Here is a 22,373-nt window from a genome sequence, read left to right on the forward strand (position 1 = left end):
GCCGCCGCCCCTAAGGAACCTGATGGAATCCTCCAGCGAACGCACCGCCGTACGCCCGGTCAGCACGGTCCCGCCGCAGAGTCCGCCTCCGCCGGGCCCGGACGACGACGGCGAACCGGCACCCCCCGCACGTGACGAGCCCCGCCGGTGGTCCCGCGTCTCGGTCGCCGCGCTGACCGCGACCGCCGTGGTGCTGGTCTGCGCCCTGGTCACACACCTGGGCATGATCTTCCTGAGCGTCGCACCGCCCAACGCCCTGAGCGTGGAACACGGTGACGCCGTCGACGCCTACGTCCAGCCGGAGTTCGGCCAGGACTGGAAGCTGTTCGCGCCGAACCCGATGCAGCGCAACGAAGCCGTCGGGGCGCGGGTGAACACCCTGGCCGCGGACGGTCGTCCCCACGCGAGCGAGTGGATCAACCTCACGGACCGGGACATCGAGACGATCCGCGGCAACCCGGCCCCCAGTCACGCCGACCAGAACATGCTGCGCCGCGCCTGGGACGCGTACATCGCCACGCACAGCGTGACGGACGACCGCCCCAAAGGCGTACGCGGGACGATGACCGGCGACTACCTCAAGCGCGTGGTGCTCCAGCGGATCGGTCGCACCTTGAACGGCGAGCGCATCGTGTCGCTCCAGGTAGGAGGCCGGTTCACGATGGTGGACCCGCCCGCCTGGAGCTCCGAGCAGCCGTCCGACACCACCGACTACCGGCTGCTGCCCTGGTGGAAGGTGACCGATCAGGACTACAGGAGCCTGTGACATGACCACCCCGACGGCCACGGCCACGGCCGCGCCCCCGGCCACCCCCACGGCCACGCGTCCCGCCGAGCGCCTCGCGCGGCTCCTCGCCGCGATCACCTCCGTCCGGGCCCCCTACCAGGCCGCCGTCTTCCGGATCGGGCTCTCCGGCGTCGCCCTCGCCTTCCTCCTGCGCGAATGGCCGAACCGCCATGTGCTGTACGGCGTTCGCAGCCCGCTCTCCTTCGATCTCGCCCAGGTCCTGATCCGTGAGGAGCGCACCTTCACCGTGCTGGCATGGGGGAACGGCGGCCTCTGGTTCGAGACCGTCTACGCCGCCACGATCGCCGCCGCGCTCGCCGTCCTCCTGGGCTGGCGCACCCGCGGCACCTCCGTGCTGCTCATGGCCGGCGTCCTGTCGGTCATCAACCGCAACACCCTCGTCGGGGACGGCGGCGACAACGTCGTGCGGATCATGGTCATCTACCTGGTCTTCACGCGCTGCGCCCAGGTGTGGTCGCTCGACGCCCGCCGAGCGCGCCGCCGACCGAAGCTGCCGGGCCTCGATCCGGTCGGTCCGTTCCTGTGGGTGGCGGCCCTGGCCGTCCTCGTCCCGTTGTCCGCCCACCCCACCCGCGGCTGGGCCCTGGCCTTCTGGACCCTGTGGGCCGTCCAGGGCCTCTGGTACGCGGCGAACCGCTGGTTCCCGAGGCACGAGGCACGGGCCGTGCTCGACGCGGCGGCCTCGATGCTCCACAACTGCGCGATGCTCGTGATCGCGGCCCAGGTCTGCCTGATCTACGCGACCGCCGGCTGGTACAAGATCCAGGGGAGCCGCTGGCAGGAGGGCAGCGCCCTCTACTACGCCCTCCACCTCGACTACTTCGCACCGTGGCCCGCGCTCTCCGGCTTCCTCGCCGGCAGCACGCTGACGGTCCTGGCGCTCAGCTACCTGACGGTCATGGTGCAGGTCGCCTTCCCCTTCACCCTGGCCAACCGCAAGGTGAAGAACGTCCTGCTGTTCGCGATGATCGCCGAACACCTGGGCATCGCCGTCGTCCTCGGCATCCCCTTCCTGTCGCTGGCCATGGTCGTCTGCGACGCCGTGTTCCTCCCCACGGCCTTCCTGATCGCACTCGGAGCCCGCTGCGGACGGCTCACCGCACGGCTGCGCCCCCCTGCCCTCGCGGGGCGTGCGGCCCCTCGTGCCGACCGGGTGAGCTCCTAAGCTGCCTGGATGACCTCTACGGCGAGCGACTCCGAACTGCCGCGCATCCACCGCTTCCTGGCCGACTTCGACCGCCGCCAGGCCGCCCGTACGGTCGACTTCCCCGGGGGCTTCGCGGCGCTCGACGACGCGTACCCGGGGTCCCGGAGGAACAACCACGTACTGGTCGACGGGGCGGCCGATCCGGCCGCGCTCGCCGGGTTCGCCGACGAGACGCTCGGGCATCTGCCGCACCGCCAGGTGTACGTCCTCGACGAGGAGCTGGCCGCGGCCTGCGCGGAGCCGCTGGCCGTGGCCGGGTACGTCCGTTCCACGTCCCTCGTCATGCTGCACACCGGCCCGGTGCCCGCGGACGGCGGGGCGCGCGCGGTGGACCTCGACGCGCTGCGCGGACCGGTCGCGGAGTCCTGGCGGCGCTTCGTGCCCGGGGTCGGGGAGGGTCTGCTCGTCGATCTGGTGGAGCGGCGGGCGGCCCGGCGGCGCGGCGCCGAGGACGTACGGTTCCTCGCCTCGCACACCGCCGAGGGCGAGGTGGCAGCCTGGGCCGACCTGTATCTGGATCCGGCGTCCGGGGTGGCGCAGGTGGAGGACCTGGTCACGGTGGAGGCGCACCTCCGGCAGGGCCACGCCGGGGCCGTTCTCGATACGGCGCTCCGGACGGCCGCCGACGCGGGCTGCGGCACCCGCTTCCTGACCGCGAACCCGGCGAACTGGCCGCACCGCTGGTACGGGCGGCGGGGCTTCACCGCCCTCGGGCACGTGACCCGGTTCGAACGGGCGCCGGGGTAAGGGGCGTTCGTCCGAGCGGCGATATGTAACGGTGACCGCGCGTACGGCTGGCGTACACCTCCGCTTCTGAGACTGTTCTGCTATGGCGCACTTCGCACTCGTGGGGCCGCCCGACGCCCGGAGACCCCGGCTCGGACGGCCTGTTGGAGGTTCCCGGACGTCGGCGGCGGTGGGCGGCGTGGTGCTGCTGCTTCCGGACGGCGAGCCGGTGTCGGGACGGCGCGCCTCCACGCGGGCCCACGCCGCGATGCTGCCGCTCGGGCGGGGCCTCGTCCGGGCGGGCCGGGCCGAGGGGCTCGTCGCCCATGTGGTCCGCTACCGGGGGCGCGGCTGGAACGGGGCCGACGCGAACCTCGCGGCGGACGCCTCCTGGGCGGTCGCGGAGTCGGTACGCCGGTACGGCGACGTCCCGCTCTGTCTCGTCGGGCACGGTCTCGGCGCCCGGGCGGCGCTGCGGGCGGCCGGACACGGCGCGGTCGACGCGGTCCTCGGGCTCGCCCCGTGGCTGCCGGAGGACGACGTGGCGGCGGAACCGGAGGCGGTACGGCAGCTGGTGGGGCGCCGGGTGCTGCTCGTCCACGGCACGAACGACGCCCGTACGGACCCGGAGCTGTCGTTCCGGTTCGCCGAGCGGGCCAAGAAGGCGAACCGGGACACCTGCCGTTTCGAGGTGCACTCGGACGGTCACGCGCTCCGCCAGTACGCGGACGAGGTCCAGGCCCTGGCCGTCGACTTCGTCCTCGGCGCCCTCTTCGCCCGCCCGGTCGCCCGCCCGGTGACCGACGCGATGGCCGCTCCCCCGCCGCTGGGCCTGCGGATGCCGCTGGCGGCGGGCTTCGGGGGTACCGCCAGGCGGTTCTAGGGGGTGTCTTGTCGATCAGGCCGGATCAGGGAGCGGTGTTCGGTGCCGTGGATCGCAAGGCGGAGGAGGGAATCAACGCGGAGCGGTGGGGATACCGCCCTGCTCGAGCGAAGCCGAGAGCTTGGGGGAGACCGACGGCGACGCGGCGAGGCGCGGTGCCAGACGCAGCGAGCCCGGCGTGATCGACAAGACGCCCCCTAGGGCAGCAGGTGCCCCCTGCGGCTCAGGAGGAACTTCTTGAAGGCGGCCACCGGGGCCGTGTCCGGGTGGCCGTCGAGCCAGGCGACGCCGATCTCGCGGACCGCTCGCGGGGCGGTCACGGTGAGTTCGACGACGCCGGGGCGGGGGACGGCCGGCGGGGGCAGCAGGGCGACGCCGAGGCCCGCCGCGACCAGGCCGCGCAGGGTCTCGGCCTCCTCGCCCTCGAAGGCGATCCGGGGCTTGAAGCCGGCCTCCGCGCACAGGTCGTCGGTGATGCGGCGGAGCCCGTACCCCGGTTCCAGGGTCACGAAGGTCTCGTCCGCGGCCTCGGCGAGGCGGACGCGTTTGCGGCCCGCGAGGCGGTGGTCGTCGGGGACGACGAGCCGGAGCCGCTGTTCGTCGAGGCGGCGGGCGACCAGGTCGGGGGCGTCCGGTACCGGGGACGTCAGGCAGAGGTCGAGGTCGCCCGCCCTGAGCCGTTCGATCATGGCCTCGCCGTAGTTCTGGACGAGGGTGAAGCGGATCCTCGGATGGTCGACGCGGAAGGCGCGGATGAGGCCGGGGACGGTCTCGGAGCCCATGGTGTGGAGGAAGCCGAACGCGACCCGGCCCGCGGTGGGGTCGGCGTCGGCCCGCACGGTGTCGGCGGCCCGTTCCACCTCGGCGAGGGCCCGCTCGGCCGCCGTCAGGAAGCGGCGCCCGGCGGGGGTGAGGGAGACCGTGCGGCCGCGCCGGGCGAAGAGCGAGACGCCGAGGTCCTGTTCGAGCCGCACCATGGCCCGCGAGAGCGTGGACTGCGGGACGCCCATCTCGGCCGCGGCGCGGGTCACGTGCTCGTGCCGGGCGACCGCGGCGAAGTACGCGAGCCGCGGCGCGAGCAGCAGTCCCATGTCTTCTTCGTTACTGTTCGGTGACAGGCGATGCTGTGATCTGTACTCATGCACCATGGGAACGATTACAGCAGTTCCGTGCATTGGACGCATGAAACGGACCGTCCTACGTTCGTGACATGCCTCCCGCCAGTACCAAGGCGGCCGCCATCCACGCGTCCGCCGACACCCGCCTCTCCCCCGGAGCCCCCGGCTACCGCCGGACGAGCCTCGCGCTCTTCGCCGCCGGGCTGGCCGCCTTCGCCCTCCTCTACTCCACACAGGCCCTCCTCCCGGCCATCTCGGCCGAGTTCGGCGCCACCGCATCCGCCGCCTCCTGGACGGTCTCGGCCGCGACCGGCGCCCTCGCCCTGTGTGTCCTGCCGCTCAGCGCGCTCTCCGAGCGCTTCGGGCGGCGCGCGATGATGACCGCCTCCCTCACGGTCGCGGTCGCCGTCGCTCTCGTCGTGCCGCTCGCCCCGAACCTGGAGTCCCTGATCGCCCTCCGCGCGATCCAGGGCGCGGCGCTCGCCGGGCTCCCCGCCTCCGCGATGGCGTACCTCGCCGAGGAGGTCCGCCCCAAGGCGCTGATCGCGGCGATCGGCCTGTTCGTGGCTGGCAACTCGATCGGCGGCATGAGCGGCCGCATCGTCACCGGCTGGGTCGCCCAGATGTGGGGCTGGCGCGCGGGTCTGGCCGCCGTCGGCCTGACCTCGCTGCTGTGCGCGCTCGCCTTCCGGGCGCTGCTGCCGAAGGCACGGCACTTCACCCCGGGCACGCTGAACCCGAAGGCGCTCGCCAGGACCGTACGGACGCATCTCGCGGACCCGCTGCTCATGCGGCTGTACGTGATCGGCGCGCTGTTCATGACGGTCTTCGGCGCGGTGTACACCGTGATCGGCTACCGCCTGGTGGAGGCGCCGTTCTCGCTGCCGCAGGGCGTGATCGGCTCGATCTTCCTGGTCTACCTGGTCGGTACGGTCTCCTCGGCCGCCGCGGGCAAGCTCGTCGCCCGGCTCGGCCGGCGCGGGGCGCTCTACCTGGCGGTCTCCACGACCGCCGCGGGCCTGCTGCTCTCGCTCGCCGACGCGCTCCCGGCGGTCCTCGCGGGCCTCGTCCTGATCACGGCCGGGTTCTTCGCGGGCCACGCGGTCGCCTCCTCCTCGGTGAGCCGTACGGCGAAGACGGGCCGCGCCCAGGCCTCGGCGCTCTACCAGTCCGCGTACTACCTCGGCAGCAGCGCGGGCGGCACGCTCGGCGCGGTCGCCTACCACGCGGGCGGCTGGTCCGGCACGGTCCTGATCGGCCTCGTCGCGGTCCTCGGCGTCGTCTCGGTCACCCTGTACGGCAGCCACAGCGCCCGCGCCGAGGCGCGGCGGCTCCAGCTCGCCGCGTCCTGCTGACCGCGGGCGGATCGCGCCCTGCTTCCCGCCTCGGATTCCGCTCGGATTCCGTCTGAAATCCACTGCAACCGAGTCGCTCCCCCGGACGTCACAAGTCATAGGACTCAAGGGGGAGTTGACGATCATGAAGAGAATCACGGGTCGCATAGGCAGAAGAGCCGGAATCGCGGCCGGCCTCACGTCGCTGGTGGTGCCGATGACGATCGCGCTCGGTGCGGCTCCGGCGCAGGCGGCGTCCTGCAACGTGACGACGGGGCCGTACCAGAAGCAGGTGGAGAAGTTCCTCGGGCGGACCGTCGACGGGCGCCAGTCACTCGGCGACTGTCAGGCCATCCAGGCCTTCCAGCGCAAGCACGGCATCACCCCGACCATGGGGTACGCCGGGCCGCTCACCTGGCGCACGATGAACACGATGATCCAGCAGAAGGCCGCCGGCACCAACCCCAACCGGGCGGGCACCTGCCCGACCAACCGGGGCCGGATCGCCTGCGTCGACCTGACCCGCCAGCTGAGCTGGATCCAGGACGGCGCCCGCCTCAAGTACGGTCCCGTGCCGGTGCGTACGGGCAAGGACGGCACCGAGACCCGTACCGGCTCGAAGAAGATCTACTGGCGGAACATCAACCACTGGTCGACGCTCTACAACGTGTCCATGCCGTACTCGCAGTTCTTCGACGGCGGCCAGGCCTTCCACTCGACCACCAAGTCCATGTGGAACCCGCCCGGCTCGGGCGGCTGCGTCAACATGCGTCCGGCCGACGCGAAGGCGTACTGGAACCTGCTCAGGAACGGCGACGACGTCTTCGTCTACGGACGCAAGCCGGGAACCTGACCACGACTGTCAGTCCGCTGCGGTACTTTCCCCTCACCGGCACCGAACGGGTTCCGGTGAGGGGTGAGTGGGGTGTGGACCCGATGAGTGACGCCGCGACCGCGACGACCGACGAACTCGACAAGTACCGCAGGGAGCTGACCGGTTACTGCTACCGGATGCTCGGATCCTCCTTCGAGGCGGAGGACGCGGTACAGGACACGATGGTGCGGGCCTGGAAGGCCATCGACACCTTCGAGGGCCGCTCCTCACTGCGGTCCTGGCTGTACCGGATCGCCACCAACGTCTGCCTGGACGCGCTGAACGCCGGCAACAGGAGAGCGCGGCCGATGGACCTCACCTCGCCGACGCCGGTCGCGCAGGCGCAGCTCGTCAAGCAGCCGGAGATCACCTGGCTGGAGCCCATCCCCGACGGGCGGGTCCTGCCCTCGGTCGCCGACCCGGCGGAGACGGCCGTCTCCCGGGAGACCGTGCGGCTCGCGTTCGTGGCCGCGCTCCAGCACCTGCCGCCCAAGCAGCGGGCGGTGCTCATCCTGCGCGAGGTGCTCGCCTGGAAGGCGAGCGAGGTCGCGGAGCTCCTCGACACCACCGTCGCCTCGGTCAACAGCGCCCTCCAGCGGGCCCGCGCGACCCTGGCGGAGCAGGCCCCGGCCACCTCCGACCCGGCGAACCCGCTCGACGAGGAGCAGAAGGCGCTCCTGGAGCGGTACGTGGCGGCCTTCGAGGGCTACGACATGAAGGCGCTGACCGCGCTCCTCCACGAGGACGCGACCATGTCCATGCCGCCGTACGACCTCTGGCTCCAGGGCCACGACGACATCGTGGGCTGGATGCTGGGCGTCGGCGAGGTCTGCTCCGGCTCGAAGCTGGTGCCGACCGTGGCCAACGGCTCCCCGGCGTTCGCCCAGTACCACCCGGACCCGGCGGGCGGCTTCGCGCCGTGGGCGCTCATCGTCCTCGAACTGCGGGACGGGAAGGTCGCGGGGATGGACTTCTTCCTGGACACCGAGCGCTGGTTCCCGCTCTTCGACCTGCCGGCCCGGCTAGAGGCCTAGGGTTCCGTCGATTCCCGTCAGGAGGAGCAGGGCCCGCAGGTCGGGCCCCGCTCCGTGGAAGCGGATCCGGTGGCCGCGGCGCCCGGCCGCGAGTTTCAGCCGGGCGAGCGCGTCGACGGCGGCGAGGTCGGCGGGCGCGAGGGCGCCGACCTCGCAGAGCACGTCACCGGGCGGGGCGGCGGTGAGCTCGGCACAGAGCCGGGCCACCTCGTCCCGGGTGGGGCGGGCGGGCAGGGTCACGACGAGCGGTTGACTGGTGTCCACGTCCGTTGAGACCGCCCCGGGACCCGGAACTCATCGCGGACCCGTTTCGCTAGGCTGCCGATCATGACTCACGAGCCTGTCGAACTGGTGATCTTCGACTGCGATGGCGTTCTGGTGGACAGCGAGCGGATCTACTGCCGTGTGGACCGTGAGGTGTTCGCGTCCCTCGGGGCGGAGTTCACCGAGGAGGAGGTCGTCGAGTACTTCGTCGGCTCCTCGCACGCCCTGCTCACCACGATCGTGGAGGAACGCCGGGGCCGGCCGCTCGGACCCGACTGGCAGGCGCCCTTCAAGCAGCGGTACGAGGACGCGCTGGACGCGGAGCTGACGGCGGTCGAGGGCGTCACCGGCGTCCTGGACGCGCTCCACGTCCCGTACTGCCTCGCCTCCAACGGCAGCCACGCGTCCATCCGGAAGAACCTGGGCCGGACCGGTCTCCTCGACCGCTTCGAGGGCCGCATGTTCAGCGCCCGCGACGTCTCCCGGGGCAAGCCGGCCCCGGACCTCTTCCTGCACGCGGCGGCGACCATGGGCGTACCGCCGGAGCGCTGCGCGGTGGTGGAGGACAGCCCGTACGGCGTGCAGGCGGCCCGCGCGGCCGGCATGCGCGCCTTCGGCTACTGCGGCGGACTGACGCGCGCCGACCGGCTGATGGGCCCGCACACGGTGGTCTTCGACGACATGCGGGAGCTGCCGGGGCTGCTCGTCAGGTGACGGTCCCACCAGGGCGAACGGGACCGGTGGTGGTCCACCGGTCCCGTTCGCCCGAAGGTGTCAGACGCATACGCGTCAGGCGATGCGGTCCAGGACGATCGGGTTCGCCGTGAACGCCGTGCCCTCCGGCGCGATGTCCCACGCCGCGTCGAGGGACTTCAGGGCGTAGTCGAACTTCTCCGGGGTGTCCGTGTGGAGCGTCAGGAGCGGCTGGCCCGCCGTCACCGTGTCGCCCGGCTTCGCGTGGAGCTCGACGCCCGCGCCCGCCTGCACCGGGTCCTCCTTGCGGGCGCGGCCCGCGCCCAGGCGCCAGGCGGCGATGCCGATGTCGTACGCGTCCAGGCGGGTCAGGACGCCCGTGGACGGGGCCGTGACGACGTGCTGCTCGCGGGCGACCGGGAGGGTCGCGTCCGGGTCGCCGCCCTGCGCCGCGATCATCCGGCGCCAGTGGTCCATCGCCGAGCCGTCGGCCAGCGCCTTCGCCGGGTCCGCGTCCTTGATGCCGGCCGCGGCGAGCATCTCGCGGGCCAGCGCGATCGTCAGCTCGACGACGTCCGCCGGGCCGCCGCCCGCGAGGACCTCGACCGACTCGCGGACTTCGAGGGCGTTGCCCGCGGTGAGGCCGAGCGGGGTGGACATGTCGGTGAGCAGGGCCACCGTCTTCACGCCGCTGTCGGTACCGAGGCCCACCATCGTCGAGGCCAGCTCACGGGCGTCCTCGATGTTCTTCATGAAGGCGCCGGTGCCGACCTTGACGTCGAGGACCAGGGAGCCGGTGCCCTCGGCGATCTTCTTGGACATGATCGAGCTGGCGATCAGGGGGATCGCCTCGACCGTGCCGGTCACGTCGCGGAGCGCGTACAGCTTCTTGTCCGCGGGCGCCAGACCGTCGCCCGCCGCGCAGATGACCGCGCCGGTGGTGTCGAGGACGTGCAGCATCTCCTCGTTGGAGAGCAGGGCGCGCCAGCCGGGGATGGACTCCAGCTTGTCGAGGGTGCCGCCGGTGTGGCCGAGGCCCCGGCCGGAGAGCTGCGGGACGGCCGCGCCGCAGGCGGCGACGAGCGGGGCGAGCGGGAGGGTGATCTTGTCGCCGACTCCGCCGGTGGAGTGCTTGTCGGCGGTGGGGCGGGAGAGCGAGTCGAAGTTCATGCGCTCGCCGCTGGCGATCATGGCGGCGGTCCAGCGGGCGATCTCCGCGCGGTTCATGCCGTTCAGGAGGATGGCCATGGCCAGGGCGGACATCTGCTCGTCGGCGACCGCGCCGCGGGTGTAGGCGTCGATGACCCAGTCGATCTGCTCCGGGCTCAGCTCGCCCTTGTCCCGCTTGGTGCGGATGACGGAGATGACGTCCATGGTGGTGCCTCTTTCTACGCGCATAGAGAGGGAAAGGGGGAGCGACCCCTCCATCGTGCCGGAAGGGTCGCTCCGAGGATTACTTCGACAGGTGGTCCGGGCCGAATGCCTGCGGCAGCATCTCGGCCAGCGTCAGGAACCCGGCGGGCGTCTCCAGGACGAGCTCGGGGCCCCCGAACTCGTACAGCAGCTGCCGGCACCGGCCGCACGGGACCAGGGACTCGCCCCGGCCGTCCACGCAGACGAAGTGGGTCAGTCGGCCGCCGCCGGTCGCCTGCAGCGCCGAGACGAGCCCGCACTCGGCGCACAGCCCCAGGCCGAAGGAGGCGTTCTCCACGTTGCAGCCGGAGACCACCCGGCCGTCGTCGACGCGGGCCGCCGCGCCGACCGGGTAGCCGGAGTACGGGGCGTACGCCCGGGACATGGCGTCCCTGGCCGTGACCCGCAGGGACTCCCAGTCGGCGTCGGAGAGCGAGGACGTCACTTGCCCTGGCCCTTCTGGTACGGCAGTCCGTCCGCCTTCGGCATCCTGAGGCGCTGCGCCGACAGGGCGAGCACGAGCAGGGTGGTGATGTACGGGGCCGCGTCGACGAACTGGCTCGGGACCTCGTCGGTCAGCCCGTACCAGAGGAAGAAGCCGGCGGAGAAGACCGCGGCGACCACGGCGGCCACGTACTTCTTCTTGTACAGCTGCCAGAGCGCGGCGATCACCAGGAGCAGGGCGACGAGCAGCAGCAGCGCGTGGACGTTCTCGGCGCCGCCGCGGAGCTTGAGGCTGTCGGTGAAGCCGAAGAGGCCCGCGCCGAGCGCCATGCCGCCGGGCATCCAGTTGCCGAAGATCATCGCGGCGAGACCGATGTAGCCGCGGCCGCCGGTCTGGCCCTCCTGGTAGATGCCGGTGGCGACGATCGCGAGGAACGCGCCGCCGAGGCCGGCGAGGGCGCCGGAGACGGTGACGGCGATGTACTTGTACTTGTAGACGTTCACGCCGAGGGACTCGGCCGCGACCGGGTTCTCACCGCAGGAACGCAGCCGCAGGCCGAACGCCGTACGCCACAGCAGCCACCAGGTGGCCGGGATCAGCAGCAGGGCGACGATCGTGAGCAGCGACAGGTTGGTGACGAGGCCGCCGAGGATGCCGGCCAGGTCGGAGATCAGGAACCAGTGCTTCTGCTGGAGGTCCTGAAGCCAGTCGGACAACCCTGGGATCGTGATCTTGGTGATCTGGTCGATGCGCGGGGACTGCTTGGAGGAGCCGCCCTCGGCCTCGGCGAACGTGAAGTTCGACAGGTACTGGGTGAAGCCGACCGCGAGGATGTTGATCGCCACACCGGACACGATGTGGTTCACGTTGAACGTGACGGTGATGATCGCGTGCAGCAGACCGCCGAGCGCGCCGCCGAGGAGGCCGAGGAGGACGCCCACCCAGGGGCCCCACTGGTAGCCGGCCCAGGCGCCGAACCAGGTGCCGAGCACCATCATGCCTTCGAGGCCGATGTTGACGACGCCCGCGCGCTCGGCCCACAGACCGCCGAGACCGGCGAGGCCGATCGGGACGGCGAGCTGGAGCGCGCCGGAGACCTGCCCCACGGAGGTGAGGTCGTCGGCGCCGGAGACGACCCGGACGAGCGAGAAGAGCAGGAGACCGGCCGCGACGATCAGCATGATCCACGGCAGGGTGAGCTTGCGGCGTCCGCCGCCCTTGGGCGCGGCGCTCGGCTTGGTGACAGTGCCGGTGCTCATGCCGAGACCTCCTTGTCGGTCTTGATGGCGCCGCCGGCGGCGAGTTCCTCGCCGACCTTCTGCTGCTGGCGACGGAGGCCGTAACGGCGGACGAGCTCGTAGGAGACGACGACCGCGATCACGATGATGCCCTGCATGATCTTGGTGATCTCCTTCGGGTAGCCCTCGGTGTCGAGGGACGAGGAGGCCTTGTCCAGGAACGCGAAGAGCAGCGCGGCGAAGAAGATGCCGACCGGGTGGTTACGGCCGAGCAGGGCGATGGTGATGGCGGTGAAGCCGACACCGACGGGGAAGTCCAGGCTGTACGTGTGGGACTCACCGAGCAGCGTCGGCATGCCGGCGAGGCCGGCGAGCGCGCCCGAGATGAGCATCGAGGTGAGGACCATCTTCTTGGCGTCGACGCCGCTGGCCTGGGCCGCGGTCTCGCTGGCGCCGGTGGCGCGCAGGTCGAAGCCGAACCGGGTGCGGTTGAGGACGAACCAGTAGACGACGCCGAGGGCGAGCGCGACGAACGTGAAGCCGTAGATGACTCCGTTGCCCTCGCCCATGTCGATGCCCGGGAACCAGCCGGACTCGGCGATCTCACCGGTGGTGAGGTTGTTCGAGCCCTCCGGCTGGAAGCCGAAGTTCTTCGGCAGGATCAGCCAGGCCACCAGCGAGGTGGCGATGGCGTTCAGCATGATCGTCGAGACGACCTCGGAGACACCCCGGGTGGTCTTCAGGATGCCCGCGATACCGGCCCAGAAGGCACCGGTCAGCATCGCGACGACCACGATGAGCAGGATGTGCAGCGGGCCGGGCAGCTCGATCGAGGCGCCGACGAGGGCCGACACCATCGCGGCGAGCCGGTACTGGCCGTCGACACCGATGTTGAACAGGTTCATCCGGAAGCCGATGGCGACGGCCAGGGCTGCCAGGTAGTAGATCCCGGTCTGGTTGACGATCAGGACCTGGATGTCCGAGAACGCCGCGTTGTCGATCATCAGCGTGATCGGCTCGATCGGGTCGAGACCCGTCGCGAGCAGCACCAGGACGGTGAGCACGAACGAGGAGACCAGCGCGAGCACCGGTCCCGCGGCGCCCAGGATCAGCTTGTCCTTGTCGAATTTCATCATCGGGCGTCACCGTCTTCGGGCTGCTCTTCGTTGCCTTCGAGGTGACCGCTGGCCGCGCCGGTCATGGCGGAGCCCAGCTCCTCGGGCGTGATGGTGGCGGGGTCGGCGTCGGCGACGAGCTTGCCGCGGTACATGACCCGGAGGGTGTCGGAGAGGCCGATCAGCTCGTCGAGGTCGGCGGAGATCAGCAGCACCGCGAGGCCCTCGCGGCGCGCGTCACGGATCGCGTCCCAGATCTGCGCCTGCGCGCCGACGTCCACACCACGGGTGGGGTGGGCGGCGATCAGGAACTTCGGGCCGTGGCTCATCTCGCGGCCGACGATCAGCTTCTGCTGGTTGCCGCCGGAGAGCGAGGCCGCGGTCACGTCGATGCCGGGGGTGCGCACGTCGTACTCGCGCACGATCCGCTCGGTGTCCTTGCGGGCGGCCTTGGGGTCGAGGATGCCGCGCTTGGAGTTGGGCGCCTCGGTGACGTGACCGAGGATGCGGTTCTCCCAGAGCGGGGCTTCCAGGAGCAGGCCGTGGCGGTGGCGGTCCTCGGGGATGTACCCGATGCCGCCCTCGCGGCGCTTGCGCACCGAGACCTTGGAGATGTCCTGGCCGTCGAGGCTGATGACGCCCGCGTCGGGGGTGGACATGCCCATGAGCGCCTCGATGAGCTCGGTCTGTCCGTTGCCCTCGACGCCCGCGATGCCGAGGATCTCGCCCTTGTGGATCGTGAGGGAGATGTCGTCGAGGAGCTTGCGGCCGCCCACGACCTCCTCGTGGACGGTGGCGCTCTTCGACGGGTCCGGCGGGGCGGCGGTCGTCAGCGGGGCGGCCGCGACTCCGCTCTCGACCAGCGTCAGGTTCTCGACCTTGAGCATGGGGACGGTGGTGACCGTCGACTCGCGGGTCTCCGGCGAGGGCAGCTCGCTGCCGACCATCAGCTCGGCGAGCTGCTTGGTGGTGGCGGTCCTCGGGTCGGCGGTGCCGACGGTGGTGCCCCGGCGGATGACCGTGATGTCGTCGGCGACCTTCAGGACCTCGCCCAGCTTGTGCGAGATGAAGATGACCGTCAGGCCCTCGGACTTGAGCTCGCGCAGGTTGTCGAAGAGCGCGTCGACCTCCTGCGGGACGAGCACGGCGGTCGGCTCGTCGAGGATGAGGATCCTGGCGCCGCGGTAGAGGACCTTGAGGATCTCCACGCGCTGGCGGTCGGCGACTCCGAGGTCCTCGACGAGGGCGTCGGGGCGGACCCCGAGGCCGTACGCGTCGGAGATCTCCTGGATCTTCCGCCGCGCCTTGGCGCCGATGCCGTAGAGCTTCTCGCCGCCGAGGACGACGTTCTCCAGGACGGTGAGGTTGTCGGCGAGCATGAAGTGCTGGTGCACCATGCCGATGCCGCGCGCGATGGCGTCACCGGGGCTGGAGAAGGTGACCTGCTCGCCGTCGACGGCGATGGTGCCCTCGTCGGGCTTCTGCATGCCGTAGAGGATCTTCATGAGGGTCGACTTGCCGGCACCGTTCTCGCCGATGAGGGCGTGCACGGTGCCCTTGCGGACCGTGATGGCGATGTCCTTGTTGGCGACGACGCCGGGGAATCGCTTGGTGATGCCGTGCAGTTCTACGGCAGGGGGGCTGGACGCGTTGATGACGCACTCTCCTTGGCCGGAAGGAGTGGGAGCGGGAGGGCAGGGCGGGGCGAAGTTATCGTGCCAGGGAGACATCTACACGCGTAGCGCTGCCGGAAAGTGAAAACCTGTACGGGAATGGGGCCCGGCAACGGTGGGGGTCCCACCGTTGCCGGGCCCTGAGGTCAGTGACCCGCGTTCCTTACGGAGCGGTCTTGACCGTGATCTTGCCGTCGATGATGTCCTTCTTCGCCTTGTCCACCGCGGCGATGAGGTCCGTCATCTTCTTGTACTCCGGGTTGGAGTCGGCCAGGCCGACACCGTCCGTGGCGAGGCCGTAGCGGACCTCACCGGTCTGCGGCTTGCCGTCCTTGACCGACTTGATCAGGTTGTAGACGGAGTCCGAGACGTCCTTGGTGACCGAGGTCAGGATCTTGGCCTTGTACGAGGCCAGACCCGCCTGGTTGTACTGGTCGGAGTCCACACCGATGGCCCACTTGCCGGCGGTCGCGGCGGCCTCGATCGAGCCGGAACCGGCCAGACCGGCGGCGGCGTAGATCACGTCGGCGCCCTTGTCGAGCTGGCCCTGCGCGGCGGCCTTGCCGAGGTCGGGCTTGGCGAAGCCGTCGAAGTTCGGCGGCTGGGTCAGGTACTGGACGAGCACCTTCGCCTTGGGGTTGGTGTCCTTGACGCCCTGCGCGAAGCCCGCCTCGAACTTCTTGATCAGCGGGACCTCGACACCACCGATGAAGCCGACCGTGCCGGTCTTGGACGCCTTGGCGGCGGCGACGCCGGCCAGGTAGGAGCCCTGCTCCTCGTTGAAGACGAGGTTGGCGATGTTCTTGCCGGTCTTCGACGTGTCGTCGATGAGGCCGAACGTGGTGTTGGGGTACGACTTGGCGACCTTCTCGATCGCCGGCGCGTAGGCGAAGCCGACGCCGATGACCGGGTTGTTGCCGGCGCGGGCGAGCGCGGTGAGGCGCTGCACCTTGTCGGCGTCGCCCTCACCCTCGGAGGGCTCGGCCTCGGAGCCCTTGACTCCGAGCTCGTCCTCGGCCCTCTTGAGACCCGCGTAGGCGGCGTCGTTGAAGGACTGGTCGCCACGGCCGCCGATGTCGTACGCGATGGCGGCCTTGGCGGCCTTCGAGTCCGTCTCGGAGCCGGAGTCGTTCGAAGACTTGCCACACGCGGTGGCGGAGAGAGCGAGCGCCGCGGAGGCGATGCCCACGGTCGTGATCCTGGTGATCCGGCGCAAGAGGAGGGTCCCTTCAAGACTGACCGAAAGCGCCTCTTCCGGCGCTGGTTTCGCGGCGATCGTAACGCGCGTAGATGTCAGTTAAAGACCCGTTCATGAGTCGTTATCGGATCGTCGCGAACCGGCCAGTCGAGGCGACCGGGGGCGTTCGGCCCGGTACGGCCGGTTATACCGCCACCGAGGGGTGACGGGCCAGGGGCCCGGAGGCGCCACGCCGGGCGGTGGGCCGAAGGGGGGACGGCGGTCGGCCGGACGGACGAGGAGGTCCGTCCGGGGGCGGCGCGGCCAGGGACGCGTGGTCGGGGGGCCGCGCGAAAGGGCCCCCTCGTCAGGCGCCGCCCGTGGTCAGGGGCGCGTGTCGGCGTCGGTCAGGACCGCGGCCGTGAAGAGTTCCACCGCGGTCTCGATGCACCGCTCGTCCACGTCGAAGTCTCCGGCGTGCAGATCGCGGACGCGGGTGTCGCCCGGGGTGCGGACGCCGAGGCGGGCCATGGCGCCGGGCACGTGTTCCAGGTACCAGGAGAAGTCCTCGCCGCCGAGACTCTGCTCGGTGTCCTCGATCGCATGCGTTCCGCGGCGCGCGGCCATCGCGTCGTGGAGCAGCTCGGTCACGGCAGGGTCGTTGACGACCGGGGGGACGCCCCGGACGTAGTTCACGGTCGACTTGGCCCGGTGCAGGGTCGCGATCTCGTCGATCGCCGCGTGCACCAGGTCCGGGGCCTCGCGCCAGGTCGGCAGGTCGAGGCAGCGGACGGTGCCGGAGAGCTCCGCGTGCTGGGGGATGACGTTGGGCGCGTGGCCGGACTCGATGCGGCCCCAGGTGACCGAGAGGCCGGAGCGGGCGTCGACCCGGCGGGCCAGGACGGCGGGGACGTCGGTGGCGACCCGGGCGGCGGCGGTGACGAGGTCGGTGGTGAGGTGCGGGCGGGCGGTGTGCCCGCCGGGCCCGTCGAGGGTGACTTCGAGACGGTCGCAGGCGGAGGTGATGGGGCCGGCGCGGAGCCCGATCTTTCCGGCGTCCACCCTGGGGTCGCAGTGGAGGGCGATGATCCGGCCGACTCCGTCCAGGACTCCGGCGGCGACGGCGTCGGCGGCGCCGCCGGGGAGGACCTCCTCGGCGGGCTGGAAGAGCAGCCGGACGGCGTGGGGCAGCAGGCCCTGCCGGTGCAGATCGGCGAGCACGAGCCCGGCGCCGAGGACGGTGGTGGTGTGGACGTCGTGTCCGCACGCGTGCGCGCGGTTGGCCACCGTGGAGCGGTAGGCGACGGTCTTGACGTCGGGGATGGGCAGCGCGTCGAGGTCGGCGCGGATCGCCAGCATGGGCCGGCGGACGTCCGGCGTACCGATGTCACAGATGAGTCCGGTGCCGCCCGGCAGGACCTTCGGTACCAGGCCGGCCGCCTCCAGGCGGGCCTTGAGCACGGCGGTCGTACGGAACTCCTGGTTGCCCAGCTCGGGGTGCATGTGCAAGTCCCTGCGGAAGGCGCTCAGTTCGGCGCGCAGGGGTTCGGACAGCGTTCCGGGCAGGGTGACGGAGCCTGGCTCACGGGACTTCAACTGGTTCACCTTTTGAAGGGTAGGCCTTCAGACAGGTCAACTGCCCGTTGATCACGAAAACTTCAGCCCGTTAGGGGAAAGAATCTCGGTTTGCCAGGCATGAAGGGCCTTCCGTGTGGGTACGCTCAGCCGAATTCGAGCCGGTCGGTGGGGGCCGCCGCCCGCGCGGTGAGCCGGTCGACCTCGTGGGCCGCCGTGCCCGCCACTCCGGACAGGAAGCCCTGGGCGCGCGGTGAGGCGCTCTCCCGCAGCCACTCGGGCGCGATCTCGCAGACCGCGACCTTCACCCCGGTGCCGGCGAGGGCGAGCGGCAGGGTGTGCACGACCGTGGACGGGAAGCTGACGATCGTACGGCCGACGGGGCCGCGCCGGGCGATCAGCTCCAGCGGCAGCTCGGGCCGGACCACCTGCAGGCCCGTCTCGACCGCGATCCGGTGCAGTTTCTCCGCGCTCTCCCTGCGGTGCGCGAAGTAACGGGTGGCTCCGTGGGCGCGGGCGAGCTCCGCCACCACCCGGTCGTAGTGGCCGGCGTCGACGACCCCCGTCTCGACCAGCGAGGTGCCCACCAGGTCCGCGCCACCGGTGAGCAGCGGCGGCCCGAAGCGGGTCCGGGTCCAGGCGAAGGAGTTGTCGGTGACCGTGACGCCCTCGGGCGCCTCGACGGGCAGCGAGGTGAAGATCTCGACCGTACGGCCGCGGGCCGGGGCGAGGCGCCGCTTGGCCAGCGAGGTCACCGGCGCGAGGACCAGCTCGCGCGGGCCGAGGCTGCCCTTGCGGTGCCAGCGCACCAGGCGCTCGCCGCGGCCGAGCTGGGCGGCGAACTCCATCGTGGCCGTGCCGTCGTCGACGACCGTCAGGTGCCGGGGACCGAAGAGGGTCAGGAGGAGCTGGACGTACCGGGAGAACGGGTCCCCGATGATCACCCGCTCCGCCGAGCGCAGCGGCCGGGCCAGCTCGCGCAGGGTGCGGGCGAGCGAGCCCCGGCCGCCGCGGGCCTCCTGCCAGTGGACGGTGAAGCCCTCGTCGCGGGCCAGCTGGGCCATCCGGCGCAGCTGGCCACGCGACATGGGATCGGTCGGCGAGAGGACGACGATCGTGAGGGGCGGTGCGGCGGCTGCCGCACCAGGGGTGGCGTCCGTCGCGTGAACCGCCCGCACGGACGCGCCGGCGTCCGTCGGGCCGGCCGCACCCGCGGGTGCGGCGGCGGGCGCTTCCCCGGCGGCTGCCTGGGTGTGCGCCCATTCCAGGACGTTGAGGAGCTGGACCGGGCTCTCGACGAACGCCAGCTGCCCGGTCATGCGGCGACGAGCCCCTGGACCCGGCGGAGCTTCTTCATCGGGCCGAGCTCCGACTCGTAGACCTTCTTGACGCCGTCGCCGAGGGCGGCCTCGATGGTGCGGATGTCGCGGACCAGGCGCTGCAGGCCCTGCGGCTCGACGGAGGCGGCCTGGTCGGAGCCCCACATGGCGCGGTCGAGGGTGATGTGGCGCTCGACGAAGGTGGCGCCGAGGGCGACGGCAGCGAGGGTGGTCTGCAGGCCGGTCTCGTGGCCGGAGTAGCCGATCGGCACGTTCGGGTACTCCTCCTGGAGCGTCTGGATGACGCGCAGGTTGAGCTCCTCGGCCTTGGCCGGGTAGGTCGAGGTGGCGTGGCAGAGCAGGATGTTCGCGCTGCCGAGGACCTCGACGGCGTGGCGGATCTGCGCCGGGGTGGACATGCCGGTGGAGAGGATGACCGTACGGCCGGTGGCGCGCAGCGAGCGGAGCAGCTCGTCGTCGGTGAGGGAGGCCGAGGCGACCTTGTGGGCGGGGACGTCGAACTTCTCCAGGAAGGCGACGGCCTCGGTGTCCCACGGGGAGGCGAACCAGTCGATGCCGCGCTTCTTGCAGTGCTCGTCGATGGCGCGGTACTGGGTCTCGTCGAACTCGACGCGGTGACGGTAGTCGATGTACGTCATCCGGCCCCAGGGGGTGTCGCGCTCGATGTCCCACTGGTCGCGCGGGGTGCAGATCTCCGGGGTGCGCTTCTGGAACTTCACGGCGTCGCAGCCGGCCTCGGCGGCGACGTCGATGAGGGCGAAGGCGTTGTCGAGGTCACCGTTGTGGTTGATGCCGATCTCGCCCGTGATGTAGACGGAGTGGCCCGGTCCTGCGGTCTTGTCGCCGAGGGTGCGAAGTCGGGTGTTCATGGTGCCGATCCTTAGGAGTTGGGGGTGTTGAGCTCGGGTCCGAGGAGCCAGGCGGCGATCTCGCGGATCGCGCCCGAGCCACCCGGGGTGACGGTGACCGCGCGGGCCGCGGCCCGTACGGAGTCGTGGGCGCTGCTCACCGCGACGGGCCAGCCGACGAGGTGGAAGCAGGGCAGGTCGTTGACGTCGTTTCCGGCGTAGAGCACGCGCTGCGGGTCGATGCCCTCGGCGTCGCACCACTCCTTGAGCGCCCGGTCCTTGCGGTCGATGCCGTGCAGGACGGGGATCTTGAGCTTGCGGGCGCGGGCCGCGACGACGGCGTTCTGCTCGGTGGAGAGGATGAGGACGGGGAGTCCGGCGCGGCGCAGGGCGGCGATGCCGAGGCCGTCGCCGCGGTGCGCGGAGACGAACTCGCGCCCCTCGGAGTCGAGATGGACCCGGTCGTCGGTCTGGGTGCCGTCGAAGTCCAGGACCACCGCGTCGATGTCGGCGAAGCCGGGGGTGGCGGGGGTGTCGAGCAGCGGCGCGAGGGCGCGGGCGCGGGCCAGGTCGTGCGGGTCGTCGATCTCCAGGACCCGGGCGGGGTCGGTGACGACGAGCGCGGTGCGGCCGAAGAAGCGGTGCCGGTGGCTGCGGAAGCCGGTCGCGTCCATGGCGTAGACGGCGCCGGTCTCCAGGTACTCGGGCTCCCGGTCCTGCCGGCGGGGGCGGTGCGCCTTGTCGTGGTTGACGCCCTCGGCGCCCCGCAGGGTGTCGCGCCAGAGGAAGCCGTGCGACGGGGCGGCCGTGAAGGCCGTGTCGGCGGCGCCCGAGGTGATGCGCTCGGCGGTCTCGGCGACCTCGGCGGAGCCGAGGAAGGGGCTCGTGCACTGGACGAGGAGGACGACGTCGGCCGGACGGCCGTGGGTGGCCTCGAAGGCGTCCATGGCGTGCAGGACCGCGGCCTCGCTGGTGGCGGTGTCGCCCGCGATCTCGGCGGGGCGCTGCACGGCCTCCGCTCCGGCGGTGCGGGCCGCCGCCGCGATGGCGGCGTCGTCGGTGGAGACCACGACGTGGGTGACGGGGCGGGCGCCGAGGCAGGCGTGGACGGCGCGGGCCACCAGGGGGACGCCGGCCACCGGCGCGAGGTTCTTGGCGGGCACGCCCTTGGAGCCGCCCCGCGCGGGGATCACGGCGAGCACGGTCGGGGTGCTCGGATTCGTCGTCGGCATCACAGTTCTCCCAGGCGGCGGATGACGGGCGCGACGCGTTGCACGCCGTGGCGGTACGCGCCCCGCGCCGCGTCCCGGACGATCCGGCGGAGGCCGCTCTCGCGGGGCTCCGGCGCGGTGACGTCCAGGCGGTGGCGGGCGAGGATCCCCGGCAGGTAGCCGGGGGCCGTCTCCGCGGTGTAGTAGGGGGTGATCGGGGGCAGTGCGGGGAGCGCCAGGAGGGCGGTGACCCGGTCGCGGGCGGCGTCGAAGGCCGCCTCGTACGAGCCGTCGGACGCGACGCCCTGCCGGGCGAGCCAGGTCTCGTCGGGCGTCGGGGCGAGCCCCTTGTCGAGCCGGTCGAAGGAGGCGAGGAGGCCGGAGCCGACGAAGTGGTGGTTGCCGAGCGCCTCGCGGACCCCTAGGTCGGTGAGGATCGCGGTGGGGACGCGCCGGTGGAGGGCTTCGAGGGCGGCCGTGGAGGAGACGGTGACCAGGAGGTCGGTGCGGTCGAGGACCTCGCCCATGTGCCCGTACACCAGGCGGAAGTTGGCGGGCGGTTCGAGTTCGCGGACCAGCTTCTGGAAGGGGAACTCCTCCAGGTGCGTGGTGTGTTCGCCCGGCTTGGAGCGGAGCTTGAGGAGCACCTCGCGGTGCGGGTGGAGCCGGGCGTGCTCGATCAGCCGCCTCAACACGTAGGCGCGTTCGGTGCGGGTCGCGGGCACGGACGGCTGGGCGGCGAAGACCAGGGTGTCGCGGCCGGCCTCGGGGGTGTGCGGGGCGCCGCCGAGGAACGGCAGGGCGGCCTCGACGACCGAGTCGGCTCCGGCGCCCACTCCCTCGTACACCGCGCGGAAACGCTCGGCGTCGTGGCGGGAGTTGGCCAGGACGACATCGGCGCCGTGGCGGAGCAGCAGGCCGTCGGTGAGCTTCTCGTAGACGACGCCGACGTAGCCGGTGACGATCACCGGGCGCCGGTCGAGGTCCAGATCGGCCAGGCCCTGGAGGACGGCCCGGACGGTGCCGCCGACGAGGGCGAGCACGACGACGTCGTATCCCTCGCCGCGCGCCTCCGCGTCCCGTACCGCACGCAGGAAGTCCGCGCCCGTCACCTCGCGCGGGGTGGTCGTGGACACCCCTGTCTCGGCGAGCTGGCGCGCGGTGGGCGTCGCCCGTCCGCGCAGGACGAATCCGGTGGGTTCGGCGGTCGCCGTGGTGATGCGGCGCGCCGTGAGGGCGCCCCATTTCCACCGGGTGTCGGAGTCGGCGAGTACGGCGACCCGTACCGCTTCTCTGTTACTTCCTTGCACGTCGAGGACGCTAGAAGGGCATTCCGCTTTCCGGCCCAACTGGACCACAACAAACGGTGAACAGAGCCTCTCCGCAGGTTGAAGTGG

General features: G+C 71.6%; 21 protein-coding genes. 8 read left to right on the forward strand and 13 right to left on the reverse strand.

From position 1 onward, the window contains the following. Positions 1-22 precede the first annotated feature (22 nt). From IO20_RS0112585 to IO20_RS0112600, 4 genes are all read left to right on the forward strand, one after another. Entirely contained in the window at positions 23-766 is a 744-nt protein-coding gene (locus tag IO20_RS0112585) for a DUF5819 family protein (protein WP_051874382.1), read from the forward strand. Between the two features lies 1 nt (position 767). Beyond that, positions 768-1,973 carry an HTTM domain-containing protein gene (locus tag IO20_RS0112590; protein ID WP_051874383.1) on the forward strand — a complete coding sequence of 402 codons (1,206 nt, stop codon included), beginning with the start codon at positions 768-770 and terminating at the stop codon, positions 1,971-1,973. A 9-nt stretch (positions 1,974-1,982) separates the two neighbouring features. Then, positions 1,983-2,762: a GNAT family N-acetyltransferase gene (locus tag IO20_RS0112595; RefSeq protein ID WP_030548969.1), complete on the forward strand. Its 780-nt coding sequence runs from the start codon at positions 1,983-1,985 to the stop codon at positions 2,760-2,762. 82 nt (positions 2,763-2,844) lie between these two features. Further along, positions 2,845-3,624, forward strand: coding sequence for an alpha/beta hydrolase (locus IO20_RS0112600; protein WP_078945937.1), 780 nt, complete (start codon positions 2,845-2,847; stop codon positions 3,622-3,624). Between the two features lie 197 nt (positions 3,625-3,821). Here the strand turns inward: IO20_RS0112600 and IO20_RS0112605 are convergent, their stop codons facing one another. Then, positions 3,822-4,772: a LysR family transcriptional regulator gene (locus IO20_RS0112605; protein ID WP_030548973.1), complete on the reverse strand. Its 951-nt coding sequence runs from the start codon at positions 4,770-4,772 to the stop codon at positions 3,822-3,824. Positions 4,773-4,834: 62 nt separating this feature from the next. Between IO20_RS0112605 and IO20_RS0112610 the strand changes: the two genes are divergently transcribed. The 3 genes from IO20_RS0112610 to IO20_RS0112620 all read left to right on the forward strand — a co-directional run bounded on the left by IO20_RS0112610 (position 4,835) and on the right by IO20_RS0112620 (position 7,984). Next, positions 4,835-6,097 (forward strand): MFS transporter, encoded by a 1,263-nt coding sequence (locus tag IO20_RS0112610; RefSeq protein ID WP_030548974.1) that lies wholly within the window; start codon positions 4,835-4,837, stop codon positions 6,095-6,097. A gap of 124 nt (positions 6,098-6,221) precedes the next feature. Then, complete coding sequence (locus tag IO20_RS0112615; RefSeq protein WP_030548976.1) at positions 6,222-6,929, forward strand: L,D-transpeptidase family protein; 708 nt, start codon at positions 6,222-6,224, stop codon at positions 6,927-6,929. Positions 6,930-7,012: 83 nt separating this feature from the next. Further along, positions 7,013-7,984 carry a sigma-70 family RNA polymerase sigma factor gene (locus IO20_RS0112620; RefSeq protein ID WP_030548977.1) on the forward strand — a complete coding sequence of 324 codons (972 nt, stop codon included), beginning with the start codon at positions 7,013-7,015 and terminating at the stop codon, positions 7,982-7,984. Here IO20_RS0112620 and IO20_RS0112625 read toward each other — a convergent pair. Then, positions 7,973-8,248 (reverse strand): STAS domain-containing protein, encoded by a 276-nt coding sequence (locus IO20_RS0112625; protein WP_030548978.1) that lies wholly within the window; start codon positions 8,246-8,248, stop codon positions 7,973-7,975. The genes IO20_RS0112620 and IO20_RS0112625 overlap by 12 nt on opposite strands. Before the next feature lie 63 nt (positions 8,249-8,311). Between IO20_RS0112625 and IO20_RS0112630 the strand changes: the two genes are divergently transcribed. Further along, on the forward strand, positions 8,312-8,962 hold the full coding sequence (locus IO20_RS0112630; protein WP_030548979.1) for an HAD family hydrolase: 651 nt from the start codon (positions 8,312-8,314) through the stop codon (positions 8,960-8,962). Between the two features lie 75 nt (positions 8,963-9,037). Here IO20_RS0112630 and IO20_RS0112635 read toward each other — a convergent pair whose 3' ends face one another. The 11 genes from IO20_RS0112635 to IO20_RS0112685 all read right to left on the reverse strand — a co-directional run bounded on the left by IO20_RS0112635 (position 9,038) and on the right by IO20_RS0112685 (position 22,286). Continuing rightward, the gene (locus IO20_RS0112635; RefSeq protein WP_030548980.1) at positions 9,038-10,315 is read right to left on the reverse strand and encodes a thymidine phosphorylase; all 1,278 of its coding nucleotides are present in this window, start codon (positions 10,313-10,315) and stop codon (positions 9,038-9,040) included. Between the two features lie 79 nt (positions 10,316-10,394). Then, complete coding sequence (locus IO20_RS0112640; RefSeq protein ID WP_030548981.1) at positions 10,395-10,799, reverse strand: cytidine deaminase; 405 nt, start codon at positions 10,797-10,799, stop codon at positions 10,395-10,397. Then, the gene (locus tag IO20_RS0112645) at positions 10,796-12,058 is read right to left on the reverse strand and encodes an ABC transporter permease (protein ID WP_030548984.1); all 1,263 of its coding nucleotides are present in this window, start codon (positions 12,056-12,058) and stop codon (positions 10,796-10,798) included. Before IO20_RS0112645 ends, IO20_RS0112640 begins: the two co-directional genes overlap by 4 nt. Continuing rightward, a complete protein-coding gene (locus IO20_RS0112650) occupies positions 12,055-13,173 on the reverse strand; it encodes an ABC transporter permease (protein ID WP_030548985.1) in 1,119 nt (372 codons plus the stop codon). The genes IO20_RS0112645 and IO20_RS0112650 overlap by 4 nt, the downstream gene beginning before the upstream one ends. Further along, positions 13,170-14,882, reverse strand: a complete 1,713-nt coding sequence (locus IO20_RS0112655) for an ABC transporter ATP-binding protein (RefSeq protein ID WP_037635302.1) — start codon at positions 14,880-14,882, stop codon at positions 13,170-13,172. Before IO20_RS0112655 ends, IO20_RS0112650 begins: the two co-directional genes overlap by 4 nt. 106 nt (positions 14,883-14,988) lie before the next feature. Further along, positions 14,989-16,041, reverse strand: a complete 1,053-nt coding sequence (locus IO20_RS0112660) for a BMP family lipoprotein (RefSeq protein WP_030548989.1) — start codon at positions 16,039-16,041, stop codon at positions 14,989-14,991. 345 nt (positions 16,042-16,386) lie between these two features. Further along, positions 16,387-17,607 (reverse strand): amidohydrolase, encoded by a 1,221-nt coding sequence (locus tag IO20_RS0112665; RefSeq protein WP_030548992.1) that lies wholly within the window; start codon positions 17,605-17,607, stop codon positions 16,387-16,389. 116 nt (positions 17,608-17,723) lie between these two features. After that, a complete protein-coding gene (locus tag IO20_RS0112670; protein ID WP_030548994.1) occupies positions 17,724-18,896 on the reverse strand; it encodes a hypothetical protein in 1,173 nt (390 codons plus the stop codon). After that, positions 18,893-19,786: an N-acetylneuraminate synthase family protein gene (locus IO20_RS0112675; RefSeq protein ID WP_030548996.1), complete on the reverse strand. Its 894-nt coding sequence runs from the start codon at positions 19,784-19,786 to the stop codon at positions 18,893-18,895. Before IO20_RS0112675 ends, IO20_RS0112670 begins: the two co-directional genes overlap by 4 nt. Before the next feature lie 11 nt (positions 19,787-19,797). Further along, the gene (locus IO20_RS0112680) at positions 19,798-20,997 is read right to left on the reverse strand and encodes an acylneuraminate cytidylyltransferase (RefSeq protein WP_030548998.1); all 1,200 of its coding nucleotides are present in this window, start codon (positions 20,995-20,997) and stop codon (positions 19,798-19,800) included. Beyond that, positions 20,997-22,286 (reverse strand): DUF6716 putative glycosyltransferase, encoded by a 1,290-nt coding sequence (locus IO20_RS0112685; protein WP_030549001.1) that lies wholly within the window; start codon positions 22,284-22,286, stop codon positions 20,997-20,999. The genes IO20_RS0112680 and IO20_RS0112685 overlap by 1 nt, the downstream gene beginning before the upstream one ends. Positions 22,287-22,373 lie beyond the last annotated feature (87 nt).

Origin of the sequence: Streptomyces exfoliatus, from assembly GCF_000725545.1 — a bacterium.
Classification (GTDB): domain Bacteria; phylum Actinomycetota; class Actinomycetes; order Streptomycetales; family Streptomycetaceae; genus Streptomyces; species Streptomyces exfoliatus.